Source organism: Acinetobacter sp. UBA5984 (assembly GCF_002429925.1).
Lineage (GTDB): Bacteria > Pseudomonadota > Gammaproteobacteria > Pseudomonadales > Moraxellaceae > Acinetobacter > Acinetobacter variabilis.
Map to the genome: position 1 here is coordinate 65,373 of NZ_DJBE01000083.1, position 14,128 is coordinate 79,500.

Sequence of the window (14,128 nt, forward strand, 5' to 3'; positions counted from 1 at the left end):
AACGCATCCTCGGATGCGTTTTTTTATTTCTTTAGATGAGATGAACTTTAAGCAGACTGTTGCTGAATCAGTTGTTTGACCAGACTTGCGACTTGCTCAGGCTGCTCTAATGGGAACATATGCCCACCATCTACCACTGTAAATGGAATGCCAAATTTCTTTTGCACTTGCTGCGGAAATCTGCGCGCCAAAAATGGACCTTTCTTGGCAACCACCAGATGCACTGGTACTTTTGGTTTTGCCTGAGGTAACCACCATAGCGATGGATTAGTTCTAAAGATATTTACTTCATCCATTTTAGGAATGGTGAGTTCAACTCCACCTCGAACCGGATCATCCTTTAAGGCATAGTCAATATAAGCCTGGAAGCAATCTGCATCAAAATCCTGATAAAAGCCTTTTGGACGTAACAGTTCAGCTGCCTGTTCCCGAGACTCCCAATGATCACGACGGCGTTTCGACAAACCTGCAGGTGACATCTGGTCCAGTGCTTTTAAGCGGAAAGTTTTTGCAATATACAACGCCAAGGCTTCTTTGCCCATGATCATCGGTGGATCAAGCATAATCATTTGCGAAAAAAGTTCCGGACGCTGTAAGGAGGCCTGAAAGCTCAGGACTGAACCTAATGAATGCCCCAAACCAATCACTGGACGTCCATGAGACTGGCGCACGATACTGTCAATCACCTGCTGAGTCAGACTTTTCCAATGATTATCAATTGGATAACGCTTATCAGGCCCTAATAGCGGCACATAGATAATATCGTAATCATCTTGCAGTCCTTCAAACAGCTTTTGATAGACTTTAGATGGCACGCCATTGGCGTGCGCAAAATGAATCAATGGTTTCATTGTAATGTCGTTTTATTTTCTGACTGAAGTTTCTGTGCCACTGAAGTTGCAATTCCTTCACCAATCGATGAACCCATACGACCTAGTACTGACTCAAATGGACTATATTCAATGGTGTAATTAAGTGCTTTTTCAGTTTTTAGTTCACGTTTCAAAGTATTTAAACTGCCAATACGGTCTGCAATACCCAATTTTACCGCCTGTTCACCAGTCCAGAACAGACCTGAGAAAATAGCAGGATCAGTCGATTTCAATTTTGCTCCACGCCCCTGCTTTACAGCATTAATAAAGTGATCATGCACATTATCCAGCACACCTTGTACATGCGCTTTTTGCACAGGATCAACTGGCTGTGTCATTGACAGCAAAGCTTTATTTTCACCTGAAGTCATGGTGCGGTCTTCAACTCCAAGTTTTTGCAGCAGGTTATTCACACCATAGTTCGGCATGATCACACCGATTGAACCGACCAGACTCGATGGATTGACAATGATTTCATCTGCAGCAGATGCAATATAGTAAGCACCAGAAGCCCCGGTATCACCAATCACGGCATAGAGTTTTTTCTCAGGATGCTGTTTTTTCAGATACTGGATTTCCTGCCAGATTTCATCTGACTGGACTGGTGAACCACCCGGTGAATTAATATTTAAAACAACAGCCTTACTTTGCTTGTTTTCAAAGGCTTTTTTGAGTGATTTGATGGTATTGCTACTGTTTACGCTTTGCTTGTCTGCGGCAATCGTACCAATAATATCAACCACAGCAATGTGTGCACCTGCGCCTGCACTCGGATCAGAAGCACTCATGCTACAGCCTTTACCCAGCGCAAGAATGATAACCAGCAGATAAGCAAAGGTTAGAAATTTAAAGAAGATCCCCCAGCGACGTGCCCGTCGTTGCTCTTCTACTGAAGCTAAAACTGCTTTTTCCAGCAGTTTCCATTCTGGGCCAGTCGGTTGAACTGGTTGTTGCGTATTTTGTATTTGATTTTCAGGTTTTGGTGGCCAATCGGACATAAATAATCCAATAAATTAATTTATATTGAACCCATTATATACACCGAAAAGGGTAATTCTGTCTAAAGAAACCGTTTTCGCCTATAATAAATGCTATTCTTTTTTATTTTATCAATATTACAACTCAATGACTGAACGCAGCTCAAAGAATTCAGCTTACGGTTTACTCAAATATATTAGCCGCCAACCGCTTTCAGTTTCCCGATGGATTGCGCGTATTCTTGCCTTAATCATTAATATTTTTAAAGTTTCTAAAACTTCTGATGTAATTCGCCTGAACCTTGAGATCAGTTTGTCTGAACTGTCGACACAGGAAAGAGAACGGATTACCCGTGCTGCGATTCGCAATGAACTGATGTCTTATTTTGAATTTTTTAGTATTTGGGGCTCTACTAATCAGAAAAATATTGAGAGAGTGCATAAAGTTATAGGCGAAGATTTACTGCATGATGCCTTGGCACAAAATAAAGGTCTGGTATTGATTGTGCCGCACTTTGGCACTTGGGAAATCATGAATGCCTATATTGCACAATTCACTTCAATGACCATCATGTATAAGCCTGTAAAAAATCAGGCAGCGGATCAGTTTGTACGTGCAGCTCGTAGCCGCGAACAGGCCAATCTGGTGCCGACAGATGAGTCTGGTGTACGACAGATTTTCAGGGCATTGAAGCAAGGTGGCACTACTGTCATTCTGCCGGATCATACACCCAACGTTGGCGGTGAATATATTCCTTACTTTGGTGTTCCTCTAGCTACCAGTAATCTGAGCGCCAAGCTAATCCAGAAAACTAAAGCTCGTGCCCTGTTCCTTTATGCCCTGCGTAATGAGGATGCTGGCTTTGATATTCATATCGAGGCCATAGATGAAAAAATTTATCAGGGAGATGTCAATCAGGGTACAGGTATCATCATCAACACGATTGAAAACCTGATTCAGCATCATCCTGAACATTATCACTGGAGCTATAAACGCTTTAGAGCTCACGAAGATTTGGGAAATATTTATAAACTTGATCATGACCAAGCTTTGTCCAAAGTGAACCAGTTAAGAACTTCTAACCCGGCTCCTATTGAACCATCTTTAGAATCAGTCATTTAGATTTTTTTTGTAACCACTTCCAGCGACTTCTTTCAGTTTCTAGAATGATTTGAGTTCCTTGCTGAGAGAAATGCAGGCTGCCATGCTCTGCTGTAGTCAATAAAGGAATTTCCAATTCTTTGAGCCGCTGCTGGGTCAACTGACTTGGATGCCCGTAACGGTTAAATCTTCCTGCAGACGCAATCGCCAGTTTAGGACGATAATGCTGCAAGAATTGATAAGCTGAACTGTGCTGACTGCCATGATGGCCTAAGACCAAGACATCCACTTTTAAATCAGGATAATCTTTGAGTAACTGATATTCAGTCTGCCAACCTGCATCTCCCATCAGCAGAAAATTCTGATACGGCCAGACATTTTTGAGCTGCAAATACACCACGCAAGACAGGTCATTTTTATTGAAATTAGTGGCATTTAATTGTTCTAGTTTTGGTGCAATGACCTTAATCTGCAGATCATTCTGCCATTGCCACTGCTGTCCCTGATAACATAATTGAAAGTTTGAAGAGGCTGCAGTTTCGGTCACTTCATTGGCATAGATATTCTGAATCTTGAGCTGGTCTTTAATGCTGTGATAAGCATCACTATGGTCCTGATCCAGATGCGTTAAAATCAGTTGATCCAGTTGAGAAACACCCTGTACCGACAGAAATGGCATGATTACCTGCTTTCCAATACTAAATTTTTCCTCATCATAATAACCGCCCATATCGATCATCATGTTATAGGCTCCATGACGGAGGAATATCGCCTGCCCTTGCCCAACGTCCAGCACCGAAAGCTGAAATGGTGGATGATAGAATTGAGGAATACAAATTGGTACTACCGCCACAGCCATCCAGGATTTTGGCAATACTCCATGTGGTAAGAATAAAATCAGCAAAGACAGGATAGATAGTCCAATCATCCAGAGATTCATCGCAACTGGAATTAACTGCGGTTTAAACCAGTGATCTAGCAGGTTTAAGAATCCCAACAGGATATTCAGCAACAGATCATTAAGCTGAAATAGCATGCTTGACACCGGTTCAGCGATAAAAAATATCATCGCTGCCAGAATATCGATCGGTACAATCAGCAGACCGATCCAAGGGATTGCGACCAGATTGCTGAACGGCGTGATCCAAGCAATCTGCTTAAAAAACAGCATCATTAAAGGAAATAAAGCGAGAAAGATTTTCCACTGTGATTCCACCAGCACTTTAGCTGCAAAATACAGTTTTTGTATTGCTGTCTGATTTTGCTCGGATGGTCGCTGTTGAATGGTCTGATAAATTCTGAGCAATACAAAACAGGCCCCATAGGACAGCCAGAAAGCCGCGGACAAGATACTAAAGGGATCAATGAATAACAGTAAGGCAGCGCTCAGAATCAGAAGTTTTAAAGCCTGCAGATTTTGTCGGAGCAGCATGAGAAGAACGCCAATCATACAGATCAGCAGAGTGCGGATTGCCGGGATTTCAAAACCCACAAAGGCACAGTACAGCACCACACAAAACAGAAACGGCAAAGCCAGAAAATACTGGCGTGGCCATCTTAGATAAAGCTGAGGCATACTTCGAGCAATGAATAATCGAAGTACGGAGCAGACCATCAGGGCAAAGATCAGCACATGTGGGCCAGAAATCGCGAGCAAGTGACTCATCCCCATACGTCGAAATTGCTGCTCAGTTGCAGGATTTAAAAGGCTTTCATCTCCGGTGAGCAAAGCCAGAAGCAGACCTTTATTTTGTACAGGTTGCTTTGCTATGAACTCTCTTAATTGCAGCCGTTTTTGTTCTACCCAAAGTAGAAATTGCTGAGTTAAAGCTCTTTGCTCTCGAATATACTGACTATGCCCCAGTGTAGAAACAGTAGCTGAATCAAGTTGCTCTATCTGCTTGATCCGGAAACCGGCCATCACATTCTGTTGCAGTGCCCATTTTTCAGCATCAAAAGCACCGGGCGTTGCATAACTGTGATTAGGACGTACCTGACCTTGCAGCCGGTAATACTGACCCAGTTCAAGCGTATTTAAATTTTCATGATTCGCTGATAGTTGTGAAGTATTCGGAGGTTTTACAGATAGAAAACCCATCCAGGTTACCGTGCGTCCATCATGGTTTAATACTTCCAAAGGCTGCTGTATAGATTGATCACCGAGTTTATTCAAGCGTTTGACATAAACGATAATGTCTTTTTGCTGTACTTCATGCTCGACATTTAATAGCCGTTGGCTGAGCTGTTGATTGGCATAACCATGTCCCAGAAATATCCCGATTAGAATCCAAGTGCCAACCAGCACTCCTTTATGTAAGGAATTTTTTAGAAGCGCATTAAACTTAGAACTACAGAAATAACAGAGCACAGCAAGAAATATCACTGAGATTGAATTCAACTCAATACTCAGAAAAGATTTTCCCATACAAGCCAGGCCTAAAATCCAGCCCAGACACAGCCATTGCAACATGAAAATTTTCTTTTTTATTATTATGTACAGGCAATAATAAAGCCCACCGAGGTGAGCTTCAATTAAAGAGGATTATTCCTGCAATTAGTCATTCATCCATAGACCATCACGCATATGTAGAATCCGGTCTGCCGAATGTGCCAATTGTTCATCATGGGTCACAATTAACATGGCCATATTGAATTCGCTACGTAATTCCGTCAGCAACTCAAAGATTTTATCGGCTGTTTTACGGTCCAAGTTACCTGTTGGCTCATCTGCCATCATTAACTTCGGCTTGGTGACTACAGCACGTGCAAGCGCTACACGCTGACGCTCACCACCGGAGAGTTCACCGGGTTGATGGGTTAAACGATGGGTTAACCCAACACGTTCCAGCAAGTATTCTGCCTGCTGTTTCGCTTCTTTAAACTTGACGTTTTTACGCAGCATCAATGGCATCGCGACATTTTCTAGCGCAGTAAACTCTGGCAATAAATGGTGGAATTGATATACAAAGCCCAAATTTTCATTACGGACATAGCCACGGTCTGCTTCAGATAAATTGTCAAAACGGCGACCATTGACCATCACCTGTCCGGCAGAAGGACGATCCAATCCTCCGAGAATATGCAATAAGGTACTTTTACCGGAACCACTTGAACCGACAATAGAAACAAATTCCCCGGCCTTTACCTGTAATGAAATCCCTTTGATCACATCAACCGTAGATTTTCCATCTGTAAAAGATTTCTCGATATTTTGGGCATCTAGAACCAGATTACTCATAACGCAATGCCTCCGCCGGTTGAATTTTAGCAGCACGGAATGCTGGATAAATAGTGGCTAAGAAACTTAAAGCAAGTGACAGACCTACAATCACGACCACATCCTGCCAGCGCAGATAAGAAGGTAGATAGTTGATGAAGTAAGCATCAAACATATTCAGGCCAAGTGAATTGTTTAACCAGCCAATAAAACTACTGATGCTAGTGGCGGCAATAATCCCGAGGATGGCGCCCGCACAGGTACCGATCACGCCAATCACAGTACCTTGAACCATAAAGATTCGGGTAATCGTGGCAGGTGAAGCACCCAAAGTACGTAAAATTGCGATATCCGATTTTTTATCTGTGACCACCATCACCAGTGAAGACACGATATTAAATGCTGCGACCAGAACAATCAGGAATAATAATAAGCTCACCATCGCTTTTTCCATCTGGATTGCACTGAACAAATTACCGTGAGTATAAGTCCAGTCAGAGGCATAGAAGTTACCCGGTAAATCACGCACAATTTCCTGAGAAACCTGAGGAGCAGCAAAAATGTCATCCAGCTTCATACGTACGCCTTGTGCACCATCTGGCAGACGTAACAAGGTTGAAGCATCATTCAGAGCAATATAGCCCATCATCGAATCAACTTCTGCACCAATGCTGAAGATCCCGACCACTTTAAAGCGTTTAAAACGGGGTACGACACCCGCTGGTGAAGGCGTCGCTTCAGGCAGAACCAAGGTAATGTTATCATTCAAGCCTACGCCCATGGCATCTGCCATTTGCTTGCCTAAAACAATCCCAAATTCACCTTTTTTCAGGTTATCAATACTACCCTCGACCATATGGTTCTGGATGATCGAAACTTTCTTCTCATACTTTGGTTCAATCCCGCTGACCATAATTCCGGCAACTTGCCCTTGAGCCGTGAGCATCCCTTGTAACTGGGTAAACGGAGCCACACCTTGAACGTGTTCATGCCGCTCAATCTGCTTTGCAAGTTCAGGCCAATTTGTTAGAATTTGCGTCGAAGAAACAGTGGCTTGAGGAACCATCCCCAAAACGCGATTTTTCAACTCTCGGTCAAAACCATTCATGACAGACAAAACTGTAATGAGGACTGCTACACCGAGCGTGAGACCGATCATTGAGACCAATGCGATAAAAGAAATGAAGTGGTTACTACGCCGTGCGCGAGTATATTTCAACCCTATATACAGCGAGATTGGTTTGAACATAACCATCTAGTCCGAGGTAATAAATTATGGAAAATGTACAGCATCCAAACGGATCCACTGAAAGACGAGTCATGTCTCGAATCGATGCTGCTTTACGAATCAATTATCAGATTATTTCCGATGATGTTGCCTTGAATGACCCTTACGATGCTAATTTCGTATTGCCCCGCTATTTTCTACTACTTGCAGAGCTAGATCAATTTGATCATGCAGTTAACTACGAATTAGAACAATTATCTGAAAAAGATCAACAAATTACTCGAATCTTATCCTTATTCAACCAAAAATTAAACCTTATTACCGGTTCTTTGTATGACGCAATTGTACAAAGCATGTTACCTGTACCGGAACATGTGAACTTTTCAGAGACTGGTTTTAGCTTCTTTAGCGATCAGCCGATTAGTGAAGGAACCTATCTGCATGTGACTTTAAGTCACCCGGAAAACTTCTTCCACATCGCGGCAACCGCTCAGGTGGCCTACAGTCGTGCAGAAGAAAACGGAAAATATCGTACGGGTGCTTATTTCATTACCCTGCACCCTCAGGATCGCGTCAAACTGGGCGAATGTGTGAAAGCCAGCTTTGCTTAAGACTGGCATCTATCTTTTTATTAAAGGCGGGCTTTATAGCTCGCCTTAATTTCTTTAGCGAAATATACCACTAAGCCGAACAATAAAATTACTACACCCACCAAAGCAATGAGCGGCAATTTCTCATTATTCAATAATACGCCTACCAGCAAGGCCAGCATCGGTGTCAGGACTGTAGTTAAAGATAAGGTGGTTGGCTTAATTTTCTGTACCAGCTTGAAATAACAAAACATCGCAATCAGCGAAGCCATAATTACCGCATACACCAGACCAAATAAGGACTTGGCATGTGGCATAGCAGTGGGTGCGTATTGCCAGATAAATGGCAACATACCGATAGAGAAAACGACTGACAAACCAATCGAACCGGCCGCCTGTGCCATAGGATCAATAGGTGCATTGATTTTCTTCACCCAGAACATGGATACGCAATAAACTAATACCCCAACCAGAGCGATCACGATTCCAATTGGCTGTATATGCTGATCTGCATCGCCTAGACAGATCACCGAAAGTCCGGTTAAAGCAATTCCCATCCCCAGCCATTGATTCAGCGAAAGCTGCATCTGAAAAACAAAACGCCCAATCAGGCCTGAAATGAGGGGTGCCAAGCCGAACATTAAGGCAATGATGCCAGAACTTAAATAATCCGTAGACCAGTAAGTAAAAATTTGCGAGCCGATAAAACTGCATGCACCCGCCAAGTAACTATGTAGGGAAACACGATCAAGCGGTAATCTGGTTTTAAATAACCACAGTAATACTAAGGCTAAAGGAAGTGCTAGAAAAAACCGGATCGCCAATGCCCACATCGGATGCAAATCTTCCACACTCCAGACAATCGCGAGCGGTGTGGTGGACCAGATGAAAACCAGCAAGGCATAGGTCAACATCAGGTTACTTTTTGGGGGCATACTTGATCTCGTTTTTTATTTAATCGCAGTTTTACGTTTCTGTTTTTGAATGGTTTGATCTAGAGAGCTGGAAAACTCACGCTTATCACGTTCAGAAATCGGCGGTGGACCCCCGGTTTGTACACCAGCACCACGCAAGGTATCCATAAAATCACGTAAATGCAGACGTGCTTTGACATTGGCCACTGTATAGATTTCACCACGCGGGTGAATCGCTATACCGCCTTTCTCGATGACTTGAGCAGCCAAAGGAATATCCTGCGTCACCACAATGTCATGCTCTTTCATACGATCGATAATTTCCTGATCTGCCGCATCTGCCCCGCTCATGACCTGAATAGAATTGATGCGAATCGACGGGGTAATTCCTACCGGTTGATTAGCCACAAAAGTGACTTCAAGCTGATAACGATCGGAGGCACGAATAATCACATCTTTCAGAATACGAGGTAATGCATCTGCATCGACCCAAAGTTTGAATGGCAACACACAGCTTTCCATAAGGGAGAAATTTGGACTAGTGTAGCAAATCAGAGGATGCAGGTTGATGCTTAAAACTGCTCTTTCTCTGAATATCCTGGTTTTTAAATACTCAACTCAGCCGTATTAAATGAGTCAGCCACTCACAACTAGAAAAATATTTGACTTCACATGATTTGCATTTTAATTTTTAAATTCATTCGATTGACTTGAAAAATCGCAATGACCCTCGATTAACTATAAATAAGTCATCCAAGATCAATTGTGCATATGAAAAAACAGAATAGCCCAGAGATCATCACTATTGATGATCAGAATTTCGGTAGTCATGTCGAACATTGGACCTTACTTACTGAAAACCCAGGCACAGATGTTCCCCAATGGTTAGGCAAAGCCCTTGATGCACCTGTAATGCCGATGGGCTTGTGTACACAAGAATGCGATATGGATGAAACCACCTGGCTGATTCAGGGACCGAGCAAAGCTGCGGTACAATTAAGCCAAGTGATTGCCGTAGAAAATAACAAGCCACAGGCTGTGAAAACCGCATTTCCAGGCTTTGACAGTCCTTACCAGGTAAAAGCCACGATTGACCGGATTATTTCTTGTAAATCCGATACCCAAGCTGTGTTGCGTCTCAATCTGGGTGCCAACAATATCATCTATGCCTTTGATACGCTGTACAGCGTCAACCGGTCGCATTATGAAAAAGACCAGTCTTATATCGTCAACTTAAATGCCTGGGCTTATGAACTGGAAGTGGTGACTGATCATGAACATTTAGTCGTGGATGATCCTGCCTCTATCAAACATCACCGTGCCCTGAATGCAATTCTTGCGGAAAATAATGGTGTTGTACCAGATAACTTACAGGAACAGATTGATGCCTGGGAGCCAAAGTCTGAAGAAGACAAAGAACCGGTAACAGTTGATTTCTCCAAAATGGTCGCTTATCTGTATGGTGAGACCATGGGTCAGGAAGATGAAGCTTGGTTTCAGGGCAATATTGTCGGTAAAACTTCAATGCAGTTTATGGATCAGGACTACACGCTGTATGATGTCACCCTGATTCATGATGAAGGCCAGCCGGCTACCTTGATCCGTGTAGCCACCCGCAATGACAAGCATAAAGATTTCCAGATTGGTCAATATATTCGGGGCAATCTGTGGATTCAGGCCAATATCTATCGAAAAGCAGCTTAAGCTGAATATCCAGATCGGAGGCTCATATTTTTATATGAGCCTCCTGTTTTTTATTTATTTTACTGCGATATTCTCTCAATTCTGATTATTTTTTATCCATAATTAAAATCAGAATTAATGGATTTCGAATTCATTAAAAATAGATTTATCCACAGATTTAAATTCAAACAAATTCATTTTCAATGTTATCTTAAACTGAATAATCATATTAAAAACATCATAAAAATAATGACTTAATATAATAGTCCTATTTTTCTGAATATATTGAGGCCAGTTATTTAAATAAAATTAATACTTTATGAAGTTTAGTTAAGAATGTACTTTATTTAATCAATTTTTTATGGTAAAAATACGATCAACAAATAATCATTTACGATAAATAGATCGGATAATAAATATCTATGAAAATCGTTCAAGAAGAAAATTTACAGCAGGTTGAGCATCATCTTGGCTCGCGTTATCAGCTTGATATGATGTCATGCCTATTTTTCGTATTGGGTATGCTCATTTGCGGCTATATCTTACATAACTTTGTTTTTTAACCCGAATTAAATGATAAAAAAACCCGGCCAATTGCCGGGTTTTTTAATTCTCAAGGATTAAGCATTGCGTTTAGCAAAGTCATCCATGAAGTTTACCAATGCCTGTACACCTTCTAACGGTACGGCATTGTAAATGCTGGCACGCATACCACCTACTGAACGGTGGCCGGCAAGGTTAAGTAAATGGTTTTCTTTTGCTTCTTGCAGGAACTGTTTTTCAAGTTCAGGATTTGCCAGAGTAAATGGAACATTCATGATTGAACGGTTTTCTTTGGCAATCGGATTTGCATAGAAGTCGCTAGAATCGATATAGCCATAGAGCAATTCAGCTTTTTGCAGGTTCACTTTGTGAATCGCTTCTACACCGCCCTGTTCCAGTAACCATTCGAATACCAAACCAGATAAATACCACGCGTAAGTTGATGGTGTGTTGACCATCGAACCGTTTTTCGCTTGATCTGCATATTTCAGGATGCTTGGAATTTCAGGTTTTGCCTGATCAAGCAGATCTTCACGGATAATAACCAGTGTCAAACCTGCAGGGCCAATATTCTTTTGTGCACCGGCATAGATCAGACCGAATTTAGAAACATCAATCGGTGCAGACAAAATGCTTGAAGAGAAATCACATACGAGTGGCTTATCAGTTTCTGGCACATGGGCAAATTGCAGACCGCCAATGGTTTCATTATCTGCATAATGCACATAAGCGGCATCATCAGAAAGATTCCAGGTGCTTTGATCAGCAATCGCCAATTTACCATCTTCAGTTTTAATGCCTGCTTCAACCACATTGATGTCGCCATAGCGTTTAGCTTCTTTCAATGCTTTTTCAGACCAGATACCGGTACGGATATAGTCAGCTTTGTTGTTTTTACCCAGCAGGTTCAATGGAATTGCCGAGAATTGCAAAGATGCGCCACCCTGCAAGAACAGTACTTTATAGTTCTCAGGAATATTCATGAGCTTGCGAAGGTCTGCTTCTGCCTTTTCCGCAACTGCAACATAGTCTGCACTACGGTGGCTCATTTCCATGATCGAAAGACCTTTGCCCTGCCAGTCAAGCATTTCAGCTTGAGCCTTTTTAAGTACGGCAGTAGGTAATGCAGCAGGACCAGCACAGAAGTTGTACGCGCGCATGATTTTTCCTTTCAGAGTGAAACACAATAAAATGATGGCATTTAACCATATCTGGACGCCGCTTGCACAAAATTATTTCTATCCAAGAATGAAGATAGAGTCAAAAAACCAATCTAGATTCGGAGGATAATTTGAATACCTTTGATTTTTTACCCTAACCTTGTGATTTCATTTATGAGAAATTGCGTAGGTAAAAATATTCAGTCTCATTCAATGCTTAGAACTATCAACTTGAAACTGGAGAAGTAAATCGCTTCGAATTACAACAATACTACAACTTAACCCATCCCTGCACTGCAAGCACTTGATTTATAATGCAGCTTAGACTGAATTAATGTGACTTTTACATTACCACTTTATGAATATGAAGAAAAATAAACAATGTGTCTGCTGGGGTCTGACTGTGCTTGCATCCATGATGTATGGCAGTTTTGCTTATGCACAAAGCATCAGCTTTCAGGATGCAGAACAACAATTGTTGCAACGTTCCTATAGTAGCCAGGCTTTTCAAAGTCTGGAGCAAGCGTCAAAACTTGAAGCAGAAGCGGTTAAAGGTATTGGCCTACCTCGTGTTGACCTGAATGTTCGTGCCTATGCCTTTCATAGTGAAGTCGATATTCCATTAAAGCAGTTTAAAAATAATCTGGAAAATTCACTCTCTCAAGGTGTAAATGGCCGGCTTAATGAGTGGGAAGCCAGTAATGGTGTGGATCTAACCGCAGGTATTACCGATCCACTGCGGGAGGGACTCAACAATACTATTCATAGCGGAGTAGGTCTGATTCCGGATACGTCTAATGTCGTCCTTGAAGATCAGGTAATTCGTCCCACTGTTTCCGTGATGATGCCACTATATACCGGAGGCCTCACCCGTAGTGCCAAAGAAATTGCCAATATTCAGTCAGGACGTAGTAAACTTAGCAATCAGCAGCAACAGGACACGCAGCGTTTTGAACTGATTCAGTCCTACTTCAATGTTCAACTACAAAAACAGTTACTGGATTCGGCACTTTTTAATTCAAATGCCATGCAACAACATTATCGTAATGCCCTAAAACTGGAACAGCAGGGTTTTATTAGCAAAGGCCAGCGCATGCAGTTTGAAGTAGCACGCAATAATGCTGAACGCGCACAACAAAATGCCCAAGCCAATCTGAATGCTGCCCTATTTCAGCTAAATAACCTGTTGCTGGATAGCAATATCACCGAGCTAAGCACACCTTTGTTTGTGAATCGTGCTGAACCACAAAATGTGAATATTCTGCTCAGCAGTTTTAGCCAGAACTCCCCACTGATCAAAAAAATGCAGATGGATACCGAGCTGGCCAAAGCCAATGTCAAAGCCCAGCAAGCCGCTAAAAGGCCAAATGTTTTTGCGTTTGGTGAATATAGTCTGGATCAACATCAAAACTGGATTGTAGGGGTTGCAGCACGTTATAACCTGTTCTCAGGTATTGATAAAAACAAGAATATTCAGGCTGCTGAACTCAAACGCTCTGCCACAGAACTGCTCACTGCACGCACCCAGCAGGAAATTGAAAATCTGATTTATAAATCTTATAGCGAAGCACTTAGTGCACAGCAAAGTGATGCGCTTCTGGCACAAAACTTGAAAGCCGCACAGGAAAATTTACGCATCCAAGAATTGTCTTTTAAAGAAGATACGGGCACCGCCATACAGGTCATCGATGCACAAAATATGCTGAGCGGACTACGAGCCGAAACTGCCTTGAATGCTTACAAATATGTGATGTCACTGGCCACACTATTACAAAGCCATGGCTCGATTGCAGAATTTCCAAACTATATGCAACATGCCAACACCCACTATATTCGTTAATG

Annotated in this window: 13 protein-coding genes; 5 read left to right on the plus strand and 8 right to left on the minus strand. The window is 42.2% G+C overall.

Translation table 11 applies throughout. The features are described from left to right. Positions 1-47: 47 nt before the first annotated feature. The gene (locus B3J29_RS14740; protein ID WP_034702822.1) at positions 48-851 is read right to left on the minus strand and encodes an alpha/beta fold hydrolase; all 804 of its coding nucleotides are present in this window, start codon (positions 849-851) and stop codon (positions 48-50) included. Continuing rightward, positions 848-1,870 carry a signal peptide peptidase SppA gene (sppA, locus tag B3J29_RS14745; protein ID WP_034702824.1) on the minus strand — a complete coding sequence of 341 codons (1,023 nt, stop codon included), beginning with the start codon at positions 1,868-1,870 and terminating at the stop codon, positions 848-850. The genes B3J29_RS14740 and sppA overlap by 4 nt, the downstream gene beginning before the upstream one ends. A 127-nt stretch (positions 1,871-1,997) precedes the next feature. Here sppA and B3J29_RS14750 point away from each other — a divergent pair, with 127 nt between their 5' ends. Beyond that, the gene (locus B3J29_RS14750) at positions 1,998-2,972 is read left to right on the plus strand and encodes a lysophospholipid acyltransferase family protein (protein WP_034702827.1); all 975 of its coding nucleotides are present in this window, start codon (positions 1,998-2,000) and stop codon (positions 2,970-2,972) included. On the opposite strand, the gene B3J29_RS14755 is transcribed toward B3J29_RS14750, so the two are convergent. From B3J29_RS14755 to B3J29_RS14765, 3 genes are all read right to left on the minus strand, one after another. After that, entirely contained in the window at positions 2,965-5,421 is a 2,457-nt protein-coding gene (locus tag B3J29_RS14755; protein ID WP_286966010.1) for a DNA internalization-related competence protein ComEC/Rec2, read from the minus strand. The two genes, B3J29_RS14750 and B3J29_RS14755, sit on opposite strands and share 8 nt — an antisense overlap. A gap of 84 nt (positions 5,422-5,505) precedes the next feature. Next, a complete protein-coding gene (lolD, locus tag B3J29_RS14760) occupies positions 5,506-6,189 on the minus strand; it encodes a lipoprotein-releasing ABC transporter ATP-binding protein LolD (RefSeq protein ID WP_034170942.1) in 684 nt (227 codons plus the stop codon). Next, the gene (locus B3J29_RS14765; protein ID WP_034170943.1) at positions 6,182-7,417 is read right to left on the minus strand and encodes a lipoprotein-releasing ABC transporter permease subunit; all 1,236 of its coding nucleotides are present in this window, start codon (positions 7,415-7,417) and stop codon (positions 6,182-6,184) included. The genes lolD and B3J29_RS14765 overlap by 8 nt, the downstream gene beginning before the upstream one ends. Positions 7,418-7,443: 26 nt before the next feature. On the opposite strand from B3J29_RS14765, the gene B3J29_RS14770 reads away from it, so the two are divergent. Next, entirely contained in the window at positions 7,444-8,007 is a 564-nt protein-coding gene (locus B3J29_RS14770; RefSeq protein WP_034170944.1) for a PilZ domain-containing protein, read from the plus strand. A 20-nt stretch (positions 8,008-8,027) separates the two neighbouring features. Here B3J29_RS14770 and B3J29_RS14775 read toward each other — a convergent pair whose 3' ends face one another. Beyond that, on the minus strand, positions 8,028-8,921 hold the full coding sequence (locus B3J29_RS14775; protein WP_004784646.1) for a DMT family transporter: 894 nt from the start codon (positions 8,919-8,921) through the stop codon (positions 8,028-8,030). A 15-nt stretch (positions 8,922-8,936) separates the two neighbouring features. Beyond that, positions 8,937-9,422 carry a YaiI/YqxD family protein gene (locus tag B3J29_RS14780; protein ID WP_005236716.1) on the minus strand — a complete coding sequence of 162 codons (486 nt, stop codon included), beginning with the start codon at positions 9,420-9,422 and terminating at the stop codon, positions 8,937-8,939. 249 nt (positions 9,423-9,671) lie between these two features. Between B3J29_RS14780 and B3J29_RS14785 the strand changes: the two genes are divergently transcribed. Beyond that, positions 9,672-10,604, plus strand: a complete 933-nt coding sequence (locus B3J29_RS14785; RefSeq protein WP_286966011.1) for a hypothetical protein — start codon at positions 9,672-9,674, stop codon at positions 10,602-10,604. Positions 10,605-11,005: 401 nt separating this feature from the next. Beyond that, positions 11,006-11,146 (plus strand): hypothetical protein, encoded by a 141-nt coding sequence (locus B3J29_RS14790; RefSeq protein ID WP_004784652.1) that lies wholly within the window; start codon positions 11,006-11,008, stop codon positions 11,144-11,146. A 57-nt stretch (positions 11,147-11,203) separates the two neighbouring features. On the opposite strand, the gene serC is transcribed toward B3J29_RS14790, so the two are convergent. Continuing rightward, positions 11,204-12,286 (minus strand): 3-phosphoserine/phosphohydroxythreonine transaminase, encoded by a 1,083-nt coding sequence (gene serC, locus B3J29_RS14795; protein WP_175967955.1) that lies wholly within the window; start codon positions 12,284-12,286, stop codon positions 11,204-11,206. 358 nt (positions 12,287-12,644) lie between these two features. On the opposite strand from serC, the gene B3J29_RS14800 reads away from it, so the two are divergent. Beyond that, the gene (locus B3J29_RS14800) at positions 12,645-14,126 is read left to right on the plus strand and encodes a TolC family protein (RefSeq protein ID WP_286966013.1); all 1,482 of its coding nucleotides are present in this window, start codon (positions 12,645-12,647) and stop codon (positions 14,124-14,126) included. Positions 14,127-14,128 lie beyond the last annotated feature (2 nt).